The following is a 21430-nucleotide window of genomic DNA, read 5'->3' on the forward strand; positions in this document are numbered from 1 at the left end:
CGACGGCCATGCCGCCGCCACCCACACCGTGCGGGTCCACCGGCCGTGGGGCTTCTACCAGTCGATCCACAACGGCGACCGCTTCCAGGTGAAGCGCATCACCGTGAAGCCCGGCGAGAAGCTGTCGCTGCAGAAGCACTATCACCGCGCCGAGCACTGGGTGGTGGTGAACGGCACCGCGATCGTCACCCGCGACGACGACAAGATCCTGCTCAGGGAAAACGAGTCCATCTTCCTGCCGCTCGGCTGCGTCCACCGGCTGGAGAACCCCGGCAAGGTCCCCCTCAACCTCATCGAGGTCCAGTCCGGCCCCTATCTCGGCGAGGACGACATCGTCCGCATCGAGGACATCTACGCCCGCCCCGAGTTCGAAACCAGCAAGCGCTGAGGGGGCTGCAAGCCCGCGCACATGCGCGCCCGATGCGCGGTTCGCGCGCGCCGCCACGCGACGCCGTGAGCGCTCATCAGCCTCGCGTGCGCGCTCATGCGCGCCTGGCCGGATGGGAGCGCGCGCACCGGGACGGGACATGACGACGGGCGGTCGGATTCGCAAGCGCGCGCCGGTCGAGTCCCGCCTTACCGTGAGCGTCGAGCAATGACGGACAGCCCGCTGGATCGATCCTGACGCCGGCGGGGCTGTCTCCTTCGGGAGGCCGGATGGAACGGCGCCCCTCCCCCGGATCAAGTCAGAGCGGTGGTTCCGCCGCCTGCCGCCGGTCGTCTCCCGGGTCGGAGAGACGGCACGCTGTGGTTGTTGCGGCGTGTCAGATTTCCGCGAGCAGGATGCTGGTTTCGGAGTGCGCGACGCCGGGGATAGAGCGGATGTCGGTCAGGACCCGGTCGAGGCTGGCGAGGTCGACGGCGGCGATCTCGACGACGAGGTCCCAGCGCCCGTTGGTGGTGAAGATGCGCCGCACCTCCGGGAAGCTCTTCATCGCCTCGATCACCGGCCGGTAGTTCGACTGGATCTCCAGGCTGGTGTTGGCGCGGATCAGCCGCGTCTCGACATCCTCCCGCAGGCGAACCGTGAAGCCCATCAGGATGCGGCGCTCCAGCAGGCGGTCGATGCGATTCTGAACGGTGCCGCGCGAGACCGAAAGAATCTTCGCCAGCGTCGCCGCCGGCATGCGGCCATCGGCGCGCAGAAGCTCGATCAGGCGCCGGTCGATTGCGTCGAGCATGTCTTCCATCTGGCGATCCGCTATCCTTGACTTCCGTATGGTCAGCTTTCAGCACAAATTGTAGCGCTTCTCTGGCTTTTTGTTGAGCCTCTCAAGCGGCATAATTTGAAAGCAGAGACGCAGGCTGCCGCACCCCGGTGCCGGCGGCGCCAAGACCGGAGATGCCGATGCCGCGCGACCAGAACACGATCCACCGACGCGACCGCGCCATCTCGCTGCTGGGCCTGCCGGTCGAGCGCGGCGCCGGCACCGCCGGCTGCCTGATGGGCCCGGCGGCGCTCAGGACCGCGGGGCTCGCCGACATGCTGGGCGAGCTCGGACACCACGTCGAAGACCTCGGCGACCTCGCCCGCCCCGCCCCCCTCGCCTACGACCTGCCGGGTCTGACGGACCGCTGCAATCACGTCGCGGAGATCGCCGCCTGGACCGGCGCCATCCACGACGCCGCCTATGCGATGGCCAAGCGCGGCGGCCTGCCGCTATTCCTCGGCGGCGATCATTCGATCTCCATGGGCACCGTCAGCGGCATCGCGCGGCACTGCGCCGATATCGGCCGCGAACTCGTGGTGCTGTGGATCGACGCCCACGCCGATTTCAACACCCCAGCGACCTCGCCCTCCGGCAATCTCCACGGCATGGCGGCGGCGTTCCTGTGCGGAGAGCCGTCGCTGCGGCCGCTCATCGGCAACCGGCCGTTCGTGCCGTTGCCCCATGGAAATCTGAAGCTGTTCGGCCAGCGCTCGATCGACCCGGAAGAGCGCGAGGCGCTGAAGACCTGCGGCGTGTCCTGCACCGACATGCGCATGATCGACGAGCGCGGCGTATTCCCGCTGATCTCCAGGCTCCTGTCGGAGATCGATCCGCGGACCACGCACCTCCACGTCAGCTTCGACGTCGATTTCGTCGACCCGACCATCGTGCCGGGCACCGGCACCTCGGTCCCGGGCGGCGCCACCTATCGTGAAGCCCACCTCATCATGGAGCTTCTTTCGGACAGCGGGCTCGTGGGCTCGGCCGACATCGTCGAACTCAATCCGTTCCTCGACGAGCGCGGCCGCAGCGCGCGCCTCGCGGCGGAACTCGTCTCCAGCCTGTTCGGCCGGACCATTCTCGAGCGCGCGGCCTAGATCTCAGCGTGCCGGCCCGGGTGGCACGGGGACGACGCCCGGCAGACAGCGTGAAGCCTTTCGGAGAACAACAATGACACGCCATTCCAGCCAGATCATCGAAGTCGAGCACACCCTCGGCGCCCGCAACTACAAGCCGCTCGACGTGGTGCTGGAGCGCGGCGAAGGCGTCTGGGTCTGGGATGTCGAGGGCAAGCGCTATCTCGACTGCCTTTCGGCCTACTCCGCCGTGAACCAGGGGCACTGCCACCCGAAGATCCTGGCCGCGATGACGGAACAGGCCGGCAAGCTGACGCTCACCTCCCGCGCGTTCCGCAACGACCAGCTTTCGCTGTTCTACGAGGAACTCGCCGCGCTGACCGGCTCCCACAAGATCCTGCCGATGAACAGCGGCGCCGAGGCGGTCGAATCCGCCATCAAGGCCGTGCGCAAGTGGGGCTACGAGGTCAAGGGCGTGCCGGAGGACCGAGCCGAGATCATCGTCTGCACCGAGAACTTCCACGGCCGCACCATCGCCATCGTCGGCTTCTCCACCGATCCCGACGCCCGCACCAATTTCGGACCGTTCGCGCCGGGCTTCCGCATCATCCCGTTCGGCGATGCCGATGCGCTGGAAGCCGCGATCACGCCGAACACCGTCGGCTTCCTGGTGGAGCCGATCCAGGGCGAGGCCGGGGTGAACATTCCGCCCGCCGGCTATTTCACCCGCGTGCGCGAGATCTGTACCCGCCACAACGTCACCCTGATCCTCGACGAGATCCAGACCGGCCTTGGCCGCACCGGCAAGATGCTGGCCGAGGAGCACGAGGGCATCGAGGCCGACGTGACGCTGGTCGGCAAGGCGCTTTCCGGCGGGTTCTATCCGGTTTCGGCGGTGCTCTCGAACTCCGAGGTGCTGGGCGTGCTCCAGCCCGGCCAGCACGGCTCGACCTTCGGCGGCAACCCGCTGGCCTGCGCGGTGGCCCGCGCCGCGCTGAAGGTGCTGGTCGAGGAGGACATGATCGAGAACTCGGCCACCCAGGGCGCCTATCTCAAGGCCGGGCTCGAAGGCATCCGCTCGAACGTGGTTCGCGAGGTCCGTGGCCGCGGCCTGATGGTGGCGCTGGAACTGCATCCCGAGGCCGGCGGTGCCCGCCGGTTCTGCGAGGCGCTGCGCCAGCGCGGAATGCTCGCCAAGGACACCCACGGCCACACCATCCGCATCTCGCCGCCGCTGATCGTGAAGCGCGAGGAGATCGACTGGGCGGTGGAACAGGTGGAGCATGTGCTGACGACGCTCGCCTGATCGGCGGGATATTCCGTCCCGGGCTTTCCAGAGCGTTTTCCGATCTGATGGAATCATCAGATCGACCAGAAATCGCTCCAGATTAAAAACCCAGCGCCGCCGGTCACAAGCCGGCGGCGTTGTTCGTTACGGGCCTGAGTGTCGCCCCGCGGACGTCCACCACGCCCTTGCCGGTGGAGACGAGGCGGAGCGAGGCCGGATCGACATCGCCCGGCAGGCGGAAGAACATCGGGTTCTCGCCGAGGCGGAAGGTTTGCCCGATCGATCGGGCAACGCCGCCGGCCGTGAAGTCCAGCCGGACGGTACCCGGAAACGCGGCGCCGGCATCGACACGAAGCACCCAGGCGCTCGCGGCCGTTCCGGCCGGTGGCGCTGCCGTAAAGGCGAGCGGGGCCTGGAGCCGGGTGTCGCCATCGGCCTTCAGGCCATGGCTCTCGCCGCCGGCACGCCACGTCAGATCCGCAGCGGCGTCGCCCTCGTCGAACAGGTTGGCGGCCCGCCAGAAATCGAGGTCGCCGAGGGGTTCCTCGAACAGCCGCTCGGTCATGACGTAGATCACCACGTCGGGCTTGTAGCGTTCCGCCGCGCCGACGAGGTTCACGTCCTTGATGCGGGCGTAGGTGACGTGATGGTCGATCTGGACCGTCTCGCTGAAGCTGGCCTGCAGGAACGGCGACAGGCCGTTGCCCATGGAATCGCGCACGATCAGCGCGCGCGCCCGGGTCGGCGCATCGGCGACGCGGGTCTTGCGGGGCATGTCGAGGAGGCCGGTTTCGGCGCGCGCGGACTCCTTCGAGACGTTGCCCGCCGCATCCTCGATCTCCATTTCGGGGAACGGCTGCGAGAGCTCGTAGGTGTTCCAGGGATTGGGCAGGCCATCGAGCCCGAGCAGCCGGGCAAACTCGCTGTGGCCGGCGCCCTGAAGCGTGACGACGCGCGTGAGATCGTCGACGCCGAAGGGCTTGAAAGCCTTCAGCCGGGCGCCGAGCTCGCCGGCGACGCGCTGCCACGCCACCCACGCGCCGAAATCGTTCCAGTGGCTGTTGAGGCGGCTGTAGGTGTCCGCGCGGCTGCGCGCATCGATCAGGTCGCGGCGCACGTCGACGAGCGGCAGGTTCAGCCCCTTCTCCCGGCCGACCGAAAGCACCTCGTCGAACGAGGACGGACGAGACAATTCCGTCTGCGCCCAGTCGGGAAGCTTGTCGGGGTAGATGGTGCCGGTGGTCGGGCCGACGACGAACAGCATGGGAATGCCGCGGCGCGCGAGCCAGTCGCGTTCCGCCGCGAGCGTCTCGGCCCACGCGGTCGCCGCTTCCCGGCTGAGCGCCTGGCGGTGGATGCTCTGGGAGAAGGAGTCGTTGTAGAAATCGCCGAGGAAGATGAAATCGTCCTTGCCGAGCACGCCGATGGCGAGGTTGGGCGACGTACCGAGCCGGTAGAGCAGATGGCCGTAGAGATCGGCGGCGCCGGTCCAGAGCGGCGTGGTGTTGCGGACGATCTCGCGCTGCTGGCCGGCGGTGGAGAAGTTGATCAGCACGTTGCCGACGGCGCTGCGGAAGTTCGGCGAGATCGCGATCGCCAGACCGGGCACCATCAGCGCGGCGACGAAGCCGGCGACGACGCAGCGGCGGCCGAGATCGGCGAGCCACGAACGGCCGGCGGGACTTTGTTCGGAGCGGGGCGGTTTGGCGACGGTGGTGCTCATGGCATCGATCTCCGTCTCAGAACCGGAAATAGAGGAACGGGCTGTAGGCGCCGACGCCGGATTTCAGCGCCGCCAGCGCGAACAGCGCGCCGAGGACCACGACGCCCAACACCGGCCGCAGCCGCGGATGGAGCCGCGCCTTGATCCACGGATAGACCGGCACCGACAGCACGACGCCGAAGACGAGCGCGATCGCCAGCACTGGGTCGAAGAACTCCGTGAACCAGCGCGTCGGCGAGCCGCGGTCGATGAACAGCATCCGCTCGACCATGCCGAACGCCTGCCCGAAGCTTTCGGAGCGGAACAGCACCCAGCCGAACAGCACCACCAGGAGCGTGTAGAGCCGGACGAGCACGGCGGGAACCGGCCAGCGGTCCGGGTCGAAGCGGCGCTCCAGCACCATGAACAGGCCGTGCCAGATGCCCCAGGCGAGGAAGGTCCATTCCGCGCCGTGCCAGAAGCCGGTCAGCAGAAAGATGATGAACAGGTTGGCGTAGGTGCGGCCCGAGCCGTGGCGGTTGCCGCCGAGCGGGATGTAGACATAGTCGCGGAACCAGCGCGTCAGCGTCATGTGCCAGCGCCGCCAGAAATCGCGCACCGACGTCGCCGAATAGGGATAGTGGAAGTTCTCGGGATAGTGGAAGCCCATCATGCGGCCGAGGCCGATGGCCATGTCCGAATAGGCCGAGAAATCGAAATAGATCTGGAAGGCGTAGCAGACCGCGCCGAGCCACGCCGCGGAGGACGACAGCGTGCCGGGATCGGCGCCGAACACGCCGTCGGCGGCAAGCGCGAAGGTATCGGCCAGCAGCACCTTCTTGGCGAGACCGGTGACGAAGCGCTCGACGCCTTCCATCGCCAGCGATGGGGTGATGTCGCGGCTCGTCATGTCCTGCGACACCTCGGCATAGCGCACGATGGGGCCGGCGATGAGCTGCGGGAACAACAGCTTGTAGGCGGAGAACTTGACGAGGCTGCGCGTCGGCCGCACGTCGCCGCGATAGACGTCGACCACGTAGGAGATGCCCTGGAAGGTGAAGAAGCTCACCCCGAGCGGAAGCACATGGTGGACGACGGGGACGACGAAGCCGAGGCCCATCATCTCCACGAAGGCGGACACGTTGCCGGTGAAGAAGCCGACATATTTGAAATAGACGAGGATGCCGAGATTGCCGAGGACGCCGCCGGTGACGAGCGGGAGCGCCGCCGCCGTGTGGGCGCCGTCGCGCCGGCCCCAGCGCTCGATGGCGAGGCCGAAGCCGTAATTGATCGCGATCGACAGCAGCAGAACCCAGAAAAACCGCATCTCTCCAACGGCGTAGAAGAGCAGGCTCATCAACGCGATGAAGAGATTCCGGAAACGGTCGGCGATCAGGTAGTAGAGGATGAAGAAGGCCGGCAGGAAGCCGAACAGAAACAGCGGATCGCTAAAGACCATCTCAATCCACTCGTCGACGGACCGCCAGCACCGGGCCGGAAGATGCAGCCATGGACCGGATGCAGGCGACGCCGCGCCGCGCGACCACGGCATGCGATGTCGGAACCGGCGGGGCAACCCCCGCCGTCCGTCTCGCACCGTCGCCGGCTCAAGTCAATAAAAGCGTGCGGCACCGGCCGCGCGGCGGCGGTGCCGGCCCGGTTCCGGGCGGGTGGCCGGTTTATTTGCGGCCGGGGGCGCGCGGCAGCACGAAACGGTCCACGGCGGCGGCGAAGCCGTCCTCGTCGTTGCGGGCGGTGACGACGTCGGCGAGCGCCTTGATCTCGTCGGAGGCATTGCCCATGGCGATGGCGAGGCCGCCGGTGCGGAACATCGGCACGTCGTTGACCATGTCGCCGATGGCGGCGACCTCGTTCAGCGGCACGCCGAAATGCTCGGCGAAGCGGCGCACCGCATGGCCCTTGTCGACATCCGGCGGCGTGACGTCGAGATAATAATGCTGCGAGCGGTGGGCGGAGGCGGACGGGCCGAGGGCGCCCTGCAGCTCGCCTTCGAGACGCGCCACGAGATCGTAGTCGCGCGAGGCGCCGACGATCTTGCCGACCTTGCCGAGCAGCGGGCCGAAATCGTCAACCAGCGTCGGCTCGAACTGCACCGTGTGGCGCTCCTTCGGCACATAGGGGCCGTTCGGATCGGTGATGTACCACTCGACGCCGCTGAACACCCAGATTTCGAGCCCCGCCTTGCGGAAGGCCTCGATCGAGGTGCGCGCGGCCTGCTCGGGCACGAAATCCTGCTCGATGACGGTGAAGTCCGGCTTCAGGATCGCGCTGCCGTTGAAGCCGCCGAAGATCTCGACGCCGAGCGGCTCAAGCAGCATCGCCATGCCGCGCGGCGGGCGGGACGAGACGATGGCGAGCTCGACGCCCGCTTCCCGCATCCGGCGGGCGGCATCAAGGGTCGCCGGGGTCAGCGCCTTGTTCGGATCGACGAGGGTGCCGTCGACATCCGAGACGAGCAGGGAAATGCGCTCGGACGGCGTCCTGTGCGGGGTCTGGTCGGTCATGCGGTGTCCTGCTCGGCGGCCTTGGGGGATTTCGGGAGGGGTCGGGGTGGGCCGACGGACCTGCTGCCGGTCATAAGGAACGGCGGCAGAGGGCGCGGCGAGGCGGGAGGCCCGCGCGGAACCCGCGCGGGTGCCGGCCGCCGGGTCGGCGTCAGCTGCCGTGCTGCTCGATGTGGCCGCCGAACTGGAAGCGCATCGCCGACAGCAGGCGCTCGCCGAAGGTGTGATCCTTCCGCGACCGGAAGCGGGCATAGAGCGCGGCGGACAGAACGTCGGCCGGCACCGCTTCCTCGACGGCGGACAGCACCGTCCAGCGGCCTTCGCCCGAATCGGCGACCGAGCCTTCGTAGTTGGTGAGATCCGCGTTCTCCGTGAGCGCGATGGCGGCGAGATCGAGCAGCCACGACGACACCACGCTGCCGCGACGCCACACCTCGGCGATGTCGGCGACGTTGAGGTCGTAGCGCTCCGCCTCCGGCAGGTCGGTGGAGTTCTTGTTGCGCAGGATGTCGAAGCCCTCGGCATAGGCCTGCATCAGGCCGTATTCGATGCCGTTGTGGATCATCTTCACGAAGTGGCCGGAGCCGGCCGGGCCGGCGTGGATGTAGCCCTGCTCGGCGCGCGGATCGAGGGCATCGCGGCCGGGCGTGCGCTCGATGTTGCCGATGCCGGGCGCGAGCGTCGCGAAGATGGGATCAAGCCGGTCGACCGCTTCCTTCGGGCCGCCGATCATCATGCAGTAGCCGCGCTCCAGGCCCCACACGCCGCCGGAGGTGCCGACGTCGATATAGTTCAGGCCCTTTTCCTTGAGCGCGGCGGCGCGGCGGATATCGTCCTTGTAGAAACTGTTGCCGCCGTCGATGACGGTGTCGCCCGGGCCGAGCAGGCCGGCGAGCGCATCCACGGTGGTCTCGGTGATCTCGCCGGCCGGGAGCATCACCCACACCGCGCGCGGCGTGGACAGCTTGGACACCAGATCGGCCAGATCCGACGCCGCCACGGCGCCTTCGCCGGCGAGCGCGGTGACGGCGGCCGGGTTGGCGTCGTAGACCACGCACTGGTGGCCGGCCTTGCCGAGGCGGCGGGCGATGTTGCCGCCCATGCGGCCGAGTCCGATGATTCCAAGCTGCATGATCCGTCCTCCCTGAAAGTCCGACATCCGGAACGAAGCCGCGAGCGCTTCGGCCCGCGCGCGCCCCGTTCCCGTGAAACCCGGGCCGCACCGGGCGGTGCGGCCTTCTGCTGCGGCCTGCACGCAAGCCGGTCGATTCCGGCCCTGCGGGCCGGCACCGGCGTGCGCCGCGGCGAATTCCGTCGCTGGAAGCCGACGTCCATCATGCCGGACGTTCGTGAAGCCCCGACCCCACCGGCGGGCGCGGGCGGGAGCGCTTCCACCACTCCGGCCAAAATCGGCCGGGACGGCGACGGCAATGTGACATCAGGCCGGCCCATGGCGCAAGCACGGTGGCGCAAGCACGTTGGCGTGAGGACGGTGGCGGACGCAGGCACGGTGGCGGACGCTTGCCGCCGGCGCGCCCGCCGCCCCGGCCGGCGCGGCGAAACTGCTCGCCCCGCTCGCCGAATCGTTTATCGTCTCGCCAGGGCGACGACCAATGAGCGGGCGTGGCCGGCTCCGTCTGCTGGTGCACGCGTGCCGAGATCGCGCGCCGGACCGGGACGGACCCGCGCCGATGAAGACCCGCGGCTGAAGAGAGGATGCTCCCATGCAGGAAGGACCGGTCTTCGAACCGCCGGGCAAACCGGGATGGGAGGCGCGCTGGACATCGAGCGCCAAGAGCGCGGTCGGGACGTCGCTGACGGCGGCGAGCCGGGTGTGGTTCACCATCAGCCACGGCATCCTGAACGAGATCTACTATCCGCGCGTCGACACCGCCTGCACGCGCGATTTCGGCCTGATCGTGACCGACGGACGCGGCTACTTCTCCGAGGAGAAGCGCGACACCGTGCACGAGATCCGCGCGTTCGAGCCGGGCGTGCCGGCCTATCGCATCACCAACACCGCGATCGACGGGCGCTATCGCATCCACAAGCGCATCCTGACCGATCCGCGCCGCGACACGCTGCTGCAGGAGATCACCTTCGAGGCGCTGAAGGGCACCAACGCCGACTATCACCTCTACGCGCTGATCTCGCCGCACCTCGTCAATGCCGGCGCCAACAACACGGGATGGCTGGAGGACTACAAGGGTACGCCGATGCTGTTCGCCTCCGGGCGCGGCGGCACGTCGCTCGCGGTGGCCTCCTCGGTGCCGTGGCTCGCCCGCTCGGTCGGCTATGTCGGGGTGTCGGACGGCTGGCAGGAACTGCACCGCCACAACATTCTCGCCTCGCGCTATCACCGCGCCGAGGACGGCAACATCGCGCTCACCGGCGAGATCGACCTCGACCGCGCGGGCGGCCCGTTCGTGCTGTCGCTCGGCTTCGCGTCGCGGCCCGAGGAGGCCGCCCAGCGCGCCCTCGCCTCGCTGCAGGACGGCTTCAACGCGGTGGCGCGGCGCTATGTGCGCGGCTGGCACGCCTGGCAGGCGACGCTGCTGCCGCTCGACCGCCCGAACGAGAACACCCACCGCACGCCCTACCGCACCTCCACCACGGTGCTGGCCGTGCACCAGCCGGTGTCGTTCCCCGGCGCCGCCATCGCCAGCCTGTCGGTGCCATGGGGCTTCAACAAGGGCGACGAGGACCTCGGCGGGTACCATCTCGTCTGGCCGCGCGACCTCGTGGAGACGGCGGGCGGATTCCTCGCCGCCGGCGCGGTGGAGGAGGCGCTCTCGATCCTCGGCTACCTGCAATCGGTGCAGGAGGCGGACGGCCACTGGTCGCAGAATCTCTGGCTCGACGGCACGCCCTACTGGAACGGCGTGCAGATGGACGAATGCGCCTTCCCGGTACTCCTGGCGGACCTGCTGAAGCGCGGCGGCCACCTGCCCGGCAACGCCTTCCTGCGCTACGTGCCGATGGTGCGGAAGGCGACCGGCTATCTCGTCGCCAACGGCCCGGTGACCGGACAGGACCGCTGGGAGGAGGATGCCGGCTATTCGCCGTTCACGCTGGCGGTGGAGATCGCCGCCCTGCTCGCCGGCGCCGACATTCTGGAGGATGCCGGCCAGACCGACGAGGCGCGCTACCTGCGCGAGACCGCCGACACCTGGAACGACGAGATCGAGCGCTGGACGTTCGCGACCGAGACAGACCTCTGCGCCGATCTCGGCATCAGCGGCTACTATGTGCGCATCGCGCCGCCGGACACCGCCGATTCCGCCTCGCCGCTCGAAGGCTACGTGCCGGTGAAGAACCGGCCGCCGGCCGATACCGACCAGCCGGCAAAGCTGCTCATCAGCCCAGACGCCCTCGCGCTCGTGCGCTTCGGCCTGCGGGCGCCGGACGATCCGCGCATCGTCTCCACCGTCAAGGCCATCGACGCGGTGGTGAAGGTGGACCTGCCGCAGGGGCCGCTCTGGAAGCGCTACAACGGCGACGGCTACGGCGAGCACGAGGACGGCAGCCCGTTCGACGGCATCGGCGTCGGCCGGCCGTGGCCGCTGCTGACGGCGGAGCGGGCGCATTACGAGATCGCCGCCGGGCGGATCGACGTAGCCGAAGCGCTGCTGGCGACGCTGGAGGCGAGCGCCAGCGACGGCGGGATGCTGCCGGAACAGGTCTGGGACGGACCGGACATTCCCGAACGCGAGCTGTTCCGCGGCAAGCCCTCGGGCAGCGCCATGCCGCTGGTGTGGGCGCACGGCGAGCACATCAAGCTGCTGCGCTCGCTGCGCGACGGCAAGGTGTTCGACATGCCGCCCCAGCCGGTGCAGCGCTATCAGGTGGAGAAGATGACCTCGCCGGTGCGGCCGTGGCGCTTCAATCACAAACTGCGCACGCTGCCGGCCGGCAAGCTGCTGCGGATCGAGCTGCCGCGCCCCGCGCGGGTGCGCTGGACCATGGACGACTGGGTCTCGGTGCGCGACGACGACACCGCCGATCCGGGCTTCGGCATCCACATGGTGGACCTGCCGACCGGGGAAGCCGCGCCGGGCACCGTGGTCGAGTTCACCCTGCAATGGCGCGACAGCGACGAGTGGCTGAACGCCAACCATCGCGTGGTGATCGACGGCGATCCGCTGCTGATCTGAAGCGCGCCACAGGCTGCGGCGCCCTTTGCGGGCGCCCGCCGCCGGCCGGCCGCTCAGCCGGAGACGCGGCGCGGCGGCGTGTCCTTCACGGCGAAGAGCCGGAAGCCGTGCTTCGCCCAGAACCGGAAGGCGGAGGCGGAGAACATCCGCACATGCTTCCAGCCCTTGCGGCCGGCATCGCCACCGTCGTGGACCATGCGGACACCGGCGGCGAAATGAAGCCGCGTCAGCCGCGCGGCGCGCAGGCTGATGTCGAAATCCTCGAAATAGAGGAAGAAGCGCGGGTCGAACCCGCCGATGGCGCGAAACACCGGCGCGCGGAAGGCCATGAACGCGCCGGTGACGATCGGCGGGTCCCACCAGTCGCGGTCGGCCGGCTTGTCCGCCATGGCATAGGCGGCAATCTCGCGGGAAAGACCGCGCCGCAGCCCTGCCGGCAGAAAACCACGACCGAACAGCACCGCGAACGACGGATAGCGCTTGCAGAGATGGCTGACGTGACGGGCCGTCGCGCCCTGCCCCGCACCCGCCGCCTCGACGAAGGCCGGCGTCACGAGACCGGCCTCGGGCTCGCGGGCGAAAACATCGAGAAGCGCGGCGAACGCCTCCGGTTCGTAGACGAGATCGGGGTTCGCCACGATCAGGATATCGGCGTCGCGGTCGAGAAGCGCGAGATTGTTGGCGGCGCCGAAGCCGACATTGCCGTGCCCGGAGAGGAGGCGGCTGGAGAGGGCGACGCGCCCTTCGACCCCGCGCCCTTCGCCGCCTGGCGCGAAACGGTCGAGCAGGGCCTGAAGGCGGGCGCGATCCGTGCCGCCGGGCGTGTTGTCGACGAGCGTGAGGTCGAACGAAACGCCGGGCCAGCGCGACGCGCACACGCAGGCGGCCACCGCGAGGCTTTCCAGCATCGCGACGACGACGTCTTGGGGGGTGTGGAACGTCGTGACCGCGACGGCGATGCGCGGCGCGGCCGGACCGGCCGGCGGCGCCTGCCGGTCGCCGGCGATCAAGCCACGCGCTCGACGATGTCGGTCATGCGGTGGAACACCTCGACGGGCGAGCGCGCGGCGAGCGCGTCGATCCGGGTGTAGCCCCAGGCCACCGCGCCGAAGGGGATGTCGTAGGCGGCGGCGGCATCCATGTCGCGGATCTCATCGCCGATGCTGAGCACCTCGCGCGGGTGGACGCCGGCCTGCTGCAGCACCTTGCGGAACTTGCTCTTCTTGCCGAACATCGAGGCGCCGCACTGGTAGTAGCGGATCAGCGACGACAGCTCCGGCCCGAGGATCTTGCGGACGTTGGCCTCGGTGTTCGAGGTGACGACGGCAAGCGTCACGCCGCGGGACGCGAGGTCCATCAGCACCTCGCGCACGCCCTCGAACAGTGGGATGAGGTGGCTGTCGCGGTCGGCGAGCTGACGCAGATGCATGGTGATGCGCGGCAGCTTCCAGAGCGGAATGCCGTGGATCTCGATCAGCTTGCGGGCGCTCAGCGCGCGAAGCCGGTCGATCTCCGCCCGGTCGACGCGCTTGAAGCTGTAGCGGTCCGCGACCCCATCGACGATGTCCAGGAACCACGGCATCGAATCGGCGAGGGTGCCGTCGAAGTCGAAGATCACCAGCTTGTATTTCATGCCTGCTCGTCGCATCCGGCTTCGTCCGCATCGGGAATGCGAGACGTTTCCCTTTCGAAACGCAAGCCCCCGATTCTGTCACTGAACATGACGCGGCGCCTTTAGGCAATCTCTCCCTGCCGATGCGGGACATTCGCCCACAAGCCCGTCGCGCCGGCCGCCGCACTTTGCTATGAGGGAAACGGCTGAAATTTTCGTGGCTTAGGATCGCCGCGCGGGGTTCGGGAGACATCGGTGAGCCGGGATACGCTGCAACTTGCCGCATCGCTGTGGCGACGGCGCCAGTCGAATCGGCAGGCTACGCCATGCTGGCGCTGACCGGGGCGAGCGGCTTCGTCGGGCGCGCGATCCGCCGCCGGGTCGCCGGCGACGGCGTCGCCGTGCGCCTTCTCACCCGCGCCGACATGCCGGCCTCCGACAACGAGACCGTGGTGGCGGTGGGCGACTTCATGGCGGTCGGCTGCGATTTCGCGGGCGCGCTCGCGGGCGTCTCGACCGTCGTTCACGCCGCGGCGGCCAATGCCGCTGCCGCCAGCGACGACGACGCGGCGTTCCAGGCGGCGAATGTGGACGTGACGGCACGGCTCGCCGAGGCCGCGGCGCGCGCGGGCGTGCGGCGGATCGTGCTTCTGTCCTCGATCAAGGCGCGGGGCGAGCGCAGCCACCCCGAACGGCCGCTGAAGGCGGACGAGCCGCCGGCGCCGGAAGACGCCTATGGCCGCTCGAAGCTCGGCGCCGAACGGGTGCTGCGCGAGGCGTGCGAACGCCACGGCATCGAAGGAATCGCGCTGCGCGCACCGCTGGTCTACGGACCGGGGGTGACGGGCAATTTCCGCCTGCTGCTCGCGCTCGCCGGGAGCGGAATGCCGCTGCCGTTCGGCGCCATCCGCAACCGGCGCAGCCTGATCCACGTCGACAACCTCGCCGACGCCGTGGTGCGGGCGGCGACCGCGCCGTTCCCGGGCGCGGCGCGGCCGGCCTTCGCCGTCTATCAGGTCAAGGACGACACCGACCCCTCGACCCCGGAGCTGCTGCGCGGGCTCGCCGCCGGTGTCGGCCGCAGGCCGGTGCTGCTGCCGGTGCCAGCCGGGCCGATGTTCGCCTTGGCGCGCGCGCTTGGACGCGCCGGTCAGGCGGACCGCCTCCTCGGCTCGCTCGTGCTCGACGACGCGCCGTTCCGCCGCGACTTCGGCTGGCAGCCGCCGGTCTCCCAGGCGGACGGACTGGCCGAGACGGCACGATGGTTTCGCGACCTTCGCCGGGCGGGCGGGCGGCGATGAAAGGCCGGCGCCGCAGCCGGGCCGCGACTATCCAGTCCCGGCCCGTTCTGCTACACGCGCGCCCATGAGAGTGCGCCGATGACCAAGAAGACCCCTTCCCGCGCCGAACGCCCCGGACGCCGCCGCAACCTGCTGGAGACGGCGGTGCGCGTCGTCGCGCTCGGGTTCTGGTGGACGGTGACGGGGCAGTTGAAGAAGCGGCTGAGCTACCGCGCCAATCTCTACCGGAGCATGCCGTCGGAAGCCTACCGGCTGCCGCGGCTGTTCAACGCCGACGGCACGCTGGCCGGCTGGACGCCGCCGCTGGAAGCCGACGCGGTGTTCATGGTGCCGTTCGGCTACAAGCCGGTGCTGGCGAAGACGCCGCGCATCGCCGTGGTGTGCCCGACCTTCTATTCCGACCTCGCCGCCGACATCGCTGAGAGCCTGCGGGCCATTCCGGTTCCGTTCGACTGCTTCCTGTCGACCGATACCGAGGACAAGGCCGCCGAGATCCGCACCGCGTTCTCCAAGGACTGGACCGCCGGGGCCGTCGACGTGCGGGTGATGCCGAACCGCGGCCGCGATATCGGCCCGAAGCTCGCCGGCTTCCACGACATCTACGACAACTACGATTATGTGCTGTTCCTGCATTCGAAGCGGTCCACCCACGCCGCGACCGGCAGCGACTGGCGGCGCTATCTGTTCGCCACGCTGATCGGCTCGCCCGAGATCGTCACGAGCGTTCTCGCCGCGTTCGAGCGCGATCCGATGCTCGGCATGATCTTTCCGCAGCACTGGCGGCGCGTGTCCGGCAGCATCCACTGGGCCTACAACTATCCGCTCGGCCACGAGCTCGGCCGCCGACTGGGCTTCGAGATCGAGCAGGACCGCATCCTGGAATTTCCCGCGGGCTCGATGTTCTGGCTGCGCGCCGCGGCGCTGAAGCCGCTGCTCGACCTCGGCCTCGGCTTCGACGACTTCCCCGAGGAGAAGGGGCAGGTCGACGGCACCATCGCCCACGCCATCGAGCGGCTGATGCTCTATTCGTGCGAGGGCGCCGGCTTCACCTGGGCGAAGATCGCCGACCCCGCCCTGTTGCGGACGCCCTCGACCAAGGTGGAGATTGCGGACGAGCGCGCGCTCGACACCGCGCTGCGGACCCGCGCGGTGCTGATCACCTGCGCAGCGAGCGCCGGACCCTCGACGCTCGAACTCGACGATCCCCGGCTCCAGCCGCTGCGCTTCACGCCGGACGACGGCACCGCGCCGCGCCTCACGCTGATCGTCTCCGAGCGGCCGGAGAACGGCATCGGCACCCGGCGCGCAACCGTGCTCGACCTGTTCGAGCGGATCGGCCGCATCAAGGGGCTGAAGCTGCGCATTCTCGCCTGCGGCGAGGAGGACGAGGCCTGGATCGGCGCCCTGCGGGCGCGCTATGCGACCGATGCCGACCGCGGACGGCCGGAGATCGTCGTCGTGCCGCCGGGCCTTCGCCGCTGGACCCGGCTGATGGTGCAGGCGCAGGAATGCTTCGTCGCCGACACCTGGCAGGACGCGGCGGCGGCGCTCTCGCTCATCGACGACCAGCGCCGGTTCTTCCGCCGTGGCGGACGCCTCGTCTACGACGTGCTGGACGTCACGACCGCTTCGGCGGGCACGCCGGAGCGCGCGTTCGCCGAACGGCTGCTCATGCGCGGCGAGGACGTGGTCGCGCTCGTCGGCTCGGCCGCGCTCGGGGCGGCGCTGTCGTCGGGCGGCTATCGCTTCCGCGACCAGATCTTCCTGCGGCCGGCCTGGACCGCGCCCGCCGCCGCTGCGTCGGCGGCGAAGGCGGAGGGGCCGCCGGCGATCGTGGTGCCGTGGCGCCCGAAGGCCGATCCGGACGGCGCGAAGCTGGTGGTGGCCGCGCTCGACCGCTGGCAGCGCCGGCAGCCGTTCGCCGCCGCGCCGTGGGAAATCCGCGGGCTCGGCGAGGCAGGGGCCGATGTCGCCCTGCCCTCCGGCGTCCGTATCCGCCTGCTCGGCACGCCGGACGCGGAGGCTTATGGCGAGGCGCTGCGCCGGGCGCGGGCCGGACTGGTGCCGCAGCTTTCGCTCGTCGACGAGGCGATGGCGCTGGAGATGGCGGCGTGCGGCCTCAAAGTCGCGACCAACCGGCTCGCGGGCTGCGATCCCGCGCGGGCCGGCGCCGCGTTCGCGGTGGCGCCGAGCCCCTCGGCCCACGACCTCGCGGCGGCGCTGTCGCACGCGACCGAGGCCGCGCTGCGGCAGGATAGCGGCGAGACGGCCGCGCGCGACCTCGCCGAGCGGGTGTTCGCGTCGGGGGACCAGATGGAACAGGCGGCGCGCTGGGTTTCGGCGCAGCTCTAAGGGGCGCCGCACGGGAGCCGCGTCCCGGCGCGCGCGGTCACGCGCAGGTCGGACGACGTCTTCCCAGACCGCCTCTCAGACCGCTTCTTCGGCGATGCGGATGAGATATTTGCCGTAGTCGCTCTTGCCGAGGGTCTGGCCGAGTTTGAGCAGCCGCTCGCGGTCGATCAGGCCCATGGAGAAGGCGACCTCTTCCGGGCTCGAAATGCGCAGGCCCTGGCGCTTTTCCAGCGTGCGCACGAAGGTCGCCGCATCGACGAGGCTGTCGTGGGTGCCGGTGTCGAGCCACGCGTAGCCGCGCCCCATCTTCTCGACATGGAGCTGGCCGCGTTCGAGATAGGCGCGGTTGACGTCGGTGATCTCAAGTTCGCCGCGCGGGGACGGCTTCAGGTTGGCGGCGATATCGACCACCTGCTGATCGTAGAAATAGAGGCCCGTGACCGCCCAGTTGGAGCGCGGCTGCGCCGGCTTCTCCTCGATCGACAGCGCCTGGCCGGCCTTGTCGAACTCGACGATGCCGTAGCGCTCGGGGTCGTTGACATAATAGGCGAACACGGTGGCACCGACCGGGCGCGTGCTCGCCGGCTGCAGGAGCTGCGGCAGGCCGTGGCCGTAGAAGATGTTGTCGCCGAGGATGAGCGCCGACGAGCCGCCCTGCACGAAATCCGCGCCGATGACGAAGGCCTGGGCGAGACCGTCCGGGCTCGGCTGCTCGGCATAGGAGAACGACAGGCCCCACTGATTGCCGTCGCCGAGAAGGCGCTGGAACTGCGGCAGGTCGTGGGGCGTCGAGATGATCAGGATCTCGGTGATCCCCGCCCGCATCAGCACGCAGAGCGGATAATAGATCATCGGCTTGTCGTAGACCGGCATCAATTGCTTGGAGGTCACGAGCGTCAGCGGATGCAGGCGCGTTCCGCTGCCGCCGGCGAGGATGATGCCTTTCATGGGGTGTTCTCCGAAGTCTTCCGAGGCGGGGCCCGGAGCCGGGCCGGAAAGCCGCCCGCCGGCGGGTGCGTTCAGTCTGATGGCACCGTCCGGCGCACGGGCTCGCCGTGCCGCCGGCCGGTCACGGCATCGGCGGGATCACGTCTCCACGAGAAGCCGGTCGAGGCAGGTCGCGAGCGACGCCTGCCACGGCGGCAGGCCGACGCCGTGAAGCCGGGCGAGCCGGCCGCACTCGAGGCGGGAATTGGCGGGCCGGCGCGCCGGGGTCGGATAATCGGCCGTGCCGATGCGGACCACCGCGGGCGCGCGGCCGCCGCGCGCGGCCGACAGCGCGAAGATCGCTTCGGCGAACGACGCCCAGTCGGTCTCGGCCGATCCGGCCATGTGGAACACGCCACGCAGATCCGCCTCGTCCGGCCGCGTGACGAGATTGCGCGCGACCGCGATCACGGCGGCGGCGATGTCGGGAGCATAGGTCGGGCAGCCCTGCTGGTCGGCGACGACGCGGAGTTCGTCGCGCGTGGCGCCGAGCGCCAGCATGGTGCGCACGAAGTTCTTGCCGTAGGGCGCGTAGACCCAGGCCGTCCTGAGCACGGCGTGGTTCGGAGTGGCGGCGGCGACCGCCTGCTCGCCCGCGAGCTTGGAGGCGCCGTAGACCCCGGTCGGGCCGACCGGATCGTCCTCGACATAAGGCGCGGGCTTGGTGCCGTCGAACACGTAGTCGGTGGAGATCTGGAGAACGGGCACGCCGAGGCCGGCGGCAGCGGCGGCGACCGCACCGGCACCGGCGGCGTTGATGGCGAACGCCCGCTCCGGCTCCTTTTCCGCCTGGTCGACGGCGGTGTAGGCGGCGGCGTTGACGACCGCGTCCGGGCGCGCGGCCGCGATCGCGGCGGCAACCGAAGCCGGGTTTTCGAGATCGAGGTCCGGCCGCCCGAGAGGGATGACCGTCACACCGGCCGCGGGCGCCGCATCGAGCAGCGCGCGGACGACCTGGCCCTCGCGGCCGGTGACGGCAAGGCGCAGGGGAGAGGACGGCCCGCTCAAGCGCCGGCCTCCGCCTTGTCGGCGACGAGGCCGAGGCGCTCGCCGCCATAGACGCGCTCGCGCAGCGGACGCCACCACCAGTCGTTCTCAAGATACCAGCGCACCGTCTTCACGAGGCCGGTATCGAAGGTCTCCTCGGCGCGCCAGCCGAGTTCGATCTCAAGCTTCGTGGCGTCGATGGCGTAGCGCCGGTCGTGGCCGGGACGGTCGGCGACGAAGGTGATGAGGTCGCGGCGCGGCCGGTCGGCCGGCACCAGCCGGTCGAGCGCGTCGCAGATCGCGTGGACGACCTCAAGATTGGAGCGCTCGTTACGGCCGCCGACATTGTAGGTCTGACCCGGGCGGCCGCGCGTCAGGATGGTGACGAGCGCCCGGGCGTGATCCTCGACATAAAGCCAGTCGCGCACGTTCGAGCCGTCGCCGTAGACCGGCAGCGGCTTGCCTTCGAGCGCGTTCAGGATGACGAGCGGGATGAGCTTCTCGGGGAAGTGATAGGGGCCGTAATTGTTGGAGCAGTTGGAGACCACCACCGGCAGGCCGTAGGTGCGGTTCCAGGCGATGGCGAGATGGTCGGACGCCGCCTTGGAGGCCGAGTAGGGCGAAGACGGATCGTAGGGCGTTTCTTCGGTGAACAGGCCCTCCGCGCCGAGCGAGCCATAGACCTCGTCGGTGGAGATGTGCAGGAAGCGGAACGCCGCCTTCGCCTCGCCCTCCAGCCCGTTCCAGCGCCGCCGGGCCTCCTCCAGCATGACGTGGGTGCCGAGGACGTTGGTCTCGATGAACGCGCGCGAGCCGGAGATCGAGCGGTCGACGTGGCTCTCCGCCGCGAGGTGCATCACGGCGTCCGGCTGGACCTCGTCGAAGATGCGCCGCATCGCCGCCTGGTCGCAGATATCGGCGCGGTGGAAGCGATAGCGGGGATCGTTGTCGATCGCCTTCAGCGAGGCGACGTTGCCCGCGTAGGTGAGCTTGTCGACATTGACCACCTCGTGCGGCGTGTCGCGGACGAGGTGGCGGCAGACCGCCGACCCGATGAAACCCGCCCCGCCGGTCACCAGAATACGCATCTTCGATCGCCATCCAGTCTGGAGCGCGCCCGACCGGAGGAAGATCGCCCGATCGAAGGCAGCGGCTCTAATTCCAGTGCCGGGGCATTCCGGCGCAGAAATGCGACCGTGCGCCCCGCGCCGCGCCCCAGCGCGGCATCTTGTTTATCTTGCCGCGCGCCGGCGCGGCATCATGTTCGTTCGACCTGCCGCACGTCCCCGCGGAAGCGGGGCACCGGCCCGATCATCCCTCTTCGCCCGATTACGCCTCGTAGGCGAAGATCGGCGGCAGGTCCCTCAGCCGCGGGTGCTTCCTGTCCTTGTCGGAAAGGACCGCGGTCGCCTCGTCCACCGGCCAGTCGATGCCGAGATCGGGATCGTCCCACGCCACGCCGGCATCGTCGGCGGCGCTGTAATAGCCGGTCACTTTATAAAGGAACTCGGTGTCGTCTTCCAACGTGCAGAAGCCGTGCAGGAAACCGGGCGGGATCCAGAGCTGGGCGCCCTCGCGGGCATCGAGCACCACCGAGACGTGGCGCCCGAAGGTGGGCGAGCCGTGCCGGATATCGACCGCGACATCGAACACGGCGCCTCGCACGACACGGACGAGCTTGCCCTGAGCGCTCGGCGGCTTCTGGAAGTGCAGGCCGCGCAGCGTGCCCTTCTGGGCGGACAGCGAGTGGTTGTCCTGGACGAACCCGATATCGGCCACCTGCTGGCGGAAGGCGCGGTCGCTCCACGTTTCGGAGAAAAACCCGCGATGATCGCCGAAGCGCTTCGGAATCACGAGCTTGACGCCCGGAATCTCGAACTCGCGCACGTCCATGCTACAAAACCTCTCCGCGAAGAAACCGGGTGCCGCGGCAACGCCCGCGCGCCGGCAGCGGTCTCGTTGACCGCCCCGGCCGGACCCGATAGACACGTCTCTGGCTAACAGTCTTCGGCGGCGCTGTCACCTTGCCAATCCGGCAGCCCGTCCGCTCCTGCCGGCAGCCGGCGGCGGTCGCGAGGAACGGGTAACGGGGTCGAAAGGTGTCGACGGAGCTGTGCGGTGGGCCGGGCGCCCCTTTCGACAAAAGAACGCCTGAAATCATCGGACATGTGTCGCGCCAGACGTGTCGCCGCCTGCGACACGGGCCTTCGGCATGTCGGGACGGCGCGTCCCTGG

Annotated in this window: 17 protein-coding genes; 6 read left to right on the plus strand and 11 right to left on the minus strand. The window is 69.5% G+C overall.

Annotation, left to right across the window (positions count from 1 at the left end; all coding sequences use genetic code 11):
• On the plus strand, nt 1–388 hold a 388-nt coding region (locus BUF17_RS17795), incomplete at its 5' end, for a cupin domain-containing protein (RefSeq protein WP_139282581.1).
• A 376-nt stretch (nt 389–764) separates the two neighbouring features.
• Here the strand turns inward: BUF17_RS17795 and BUF17_RS17800 are convergent.
• Nucleotides 765–1190 (minus strand): Lrp/AsnC family transcriptional regulator, encoded by a 426-nt coding sequence (locus tag BUF17_RS17800; protein WP_073631234.1) that lies wholly within the window; start codon nt 1188–1190, stop codon nt 765–767.
• A 158-nt stretch (nt 1191–1348) separates the two neighbouring features.
• Between BUF17_RS17800 and rocF the strand changes: the two genes are divergently transcribed.
• Nucleotides 1349–2308, plus strand: a complete 960-nt coding sequence (rocF, locus tag BUF17_RS17805) for an arginase (protein ID WP_073631236.1) — start codon at nt 1349–1351, stop codon at nt 2306–2308.
• Between the two features lie 73 nt (nt 2309–2381).
• Nucleotides 2382–3593: an ornithine--oxo-acid transaminase gene (gene rocD, locus BUF17_RS17810; protein WP_073631238.1), complete on the plus strand. Its 1212-nt coding sequence runs from the start codon at nt 2382–2384 to the stop codon at nt 3591–3593.
• 103 nt (nt 3594–3696) lie between these two features.
• Here rocD and BUF17_RS17815 read toward each other — a convergent pair whose 3' ends face one another.
• From BUF17_RS17815 to gnd, 4 genes are all read right to left on the minus strand, one after another.
• Nucleotides 3697–5298: an alginate O-acetyltransferase AlgX-related protein gene (locus BUF17_RS17815; protein ID WP_073631240.1), complete on the minus strand. Its 1602-nt coding sequence runs from the start codon at nt 5296–5298 to the stop codon at nt 3697–3699.
• Between the two features lie 16 nt (nt 5299–5314).
• Nucleotides 5315–6736 carry an MBOAT family O-acyltransferase gene (locus BUF17_RS17820; protein WP_073631242.1) on the minus strand — a complete coding sequence of 474 codons (1422 nt, stop codon included), beginning with the start codon at nt 6734–6736 and terminating at the stop codon, nt 5315–5317.
• 220 nt (nt 6737–6956) lie between these two features.
• Nucleotides 6957–7802 carry a Cof-type HAD-IIB family hydrolase gene (locus BUF17_RS17825; protein WP_073631244.1) on the minus strand — a complete coding sequence of 282 codons (846 nt, stop codon included), beginning with the start codon at nt 7800–7802 and terminating at the stop codon, nt 6957–6959.
• Between the two features lie 151 nt (nt 7803–7953).
• On the minus strand, nt 7954–8934 hold the full coding sequence (gene gnd / locus BUF17_RS17830) for a phosphogluconate dehydrogenase (NAD(+)-dependent, decarboxylating) (RefSeq protein WP_073631246.1): 981 nt from the start codon (nt 8932–8934) through the stop codon (nt 7954–7956).
• Between the two features lie 592 nt (nt 8935–9526).
• Between gnd and BUF17_RS17835 the strand changes: the two genes are divergently transcribed.
• Complete coding sequence (locus BUF17_RS17835) at nt 9527–11956, plus strand: glucan 1,4-alpha-glucosidase (protein ID WP_073631248.1); 2430 nt, start codon at nt 9527–9529, stop codon at nt 11954–11956.
• Nucleotides 11957–12009: 53 nt separating this feature from the next.
• Here the strand turns inward: BUF17_RS17835 and BUF17_RS17840 are convergent, their stop codons facing one another.
• On the minus strand, nt 12010–12966 hold the full coding sequence (locus BUF17_RS17840; protein ID WP_175563735.1) for a glycosyltransferase family protein: 957 nt from the start codon (nt 12964–12966) through the stop codon (nt 12010–12012).
• The gene (locus tag BUF17_RS17845) at nt 12963–13589 is read right to left on the minus strand and encodes an HAD hydrolase-like protein (RefSeq protein WP_073631250.1); all 627 of its coding nucleotides are present in this window, start codon (nt 13587–13589) and stop codon (nt 12963–12965) included. Before BUF17_RS17845 ends, BUF17_RS17840 begins: the two co-directional genes overlap by 4 nt.
• 305 nt (nt 13590–13894) lie before the next feature.
• Between BUF17_RS17845 and BUF17_RS17850 the strand changes: the two genes are divergently transcribed.
• Both BUF17_RS17850 and BUF17_RS17855 read left to right on the plus strand, forming a co-directional pair.
• Nucleotides 13895–14869, plus strand: coding sequence for an NAD-dependent epimerase/dehydratase family protein (locus BUF17_RS17850; protein ID WP_073631438.1), 975 nt, complete (start codon nt 13895–13897; stop codon nt 14867–14869).
• 78 nt (nt 14870–14947) lie between these two features.
• Nucleotides 14948–17221: a rhamnosyltransferase WsaF family glycosyltransferase gene (locus BUF17_RS17855; protein ID WP_073631251.1), complete on the plus strand. Its 2274-nt coding sequence runs from the start codon at nt 14948–14950 to the stop codon at nt 17219–17221.
• Between the two features lie 75 nt (nt 17222–17296).
• Here the strand turns inward: BUF17_RS17855 and rfbA are convergent, their stop codons facing one another.
• The 4 genes from rfbA to rfbC all read right to left on the minus strand — a co-directional run bounded on the left by rfbA (nt 17297) and on the right by rfbC (nt 21088).
• Complete coding sequence (gene rfbA / locus BUF17_RS17860) at nt 17297–18169, minus strand: glucose-1-phosphate thymidylyltransferase RfbA (RefSeq protein WP_073631253.1); 873 nt, start codon at nt 18167–18169, stop codon at nt 17297–17299.
• 138 nt (nt 18170–18307) lie between these two features.
• The gene (gene rfbD / locus BUF17_RS17865) at nt 18308–19195 is read right to left on the minus strand and encodes a dTDP-4-dehydrorhamnose reductase (RefSeq protein WP_073631440.1); all 888 of its coding nucleotides are present in this window, start codon (nt 19193–19195) and stop codon (nt 18308–18310) included.
• A gap of 17 nt (nt 19196–19212) precedes the next feature.
• Nucleotides 19213–20283 carry a dTDP-glucose 4,6-dehydratase gene (rfbB, locus tag BUF17_RS17870; RefSeq protein WP_073631255.1) on the minus strand — a complete coding sequence of 357 codons (1071 nt, stop codon included), beginning with the start codon at nt 20281–20283 and terminating at the stop codon, nt 19213–19215.
• Nucleotides 20284–20524: 241 nt separating this feature from the next.
• Nucleotides 20525–21088, minus strand: a complete 564-nt coding sequence (gene rfbC / locus BUF17_RS17875; protein ID WP_073631257.1) for a dTDP-4-dehydrorhamnose 3,5-epimerase — start codon at nt 21086–21088, stop codon at nt 20525–20527.
• Between the last annotated feature and the right edge of the window lie 342 nt (nt 21089–21430).

It is taken from the genome of Pseudoxanthobacter soli DSM 19599 (genome assembly GCF_900148505.1).
Lineage (GTDB): Bacteria > Pseudomonadota > Alphaproteobacteria > Rhizobiales > Segnochrobactraceae > Pseudoxanthobacter > Pseudoxanthobacter soli.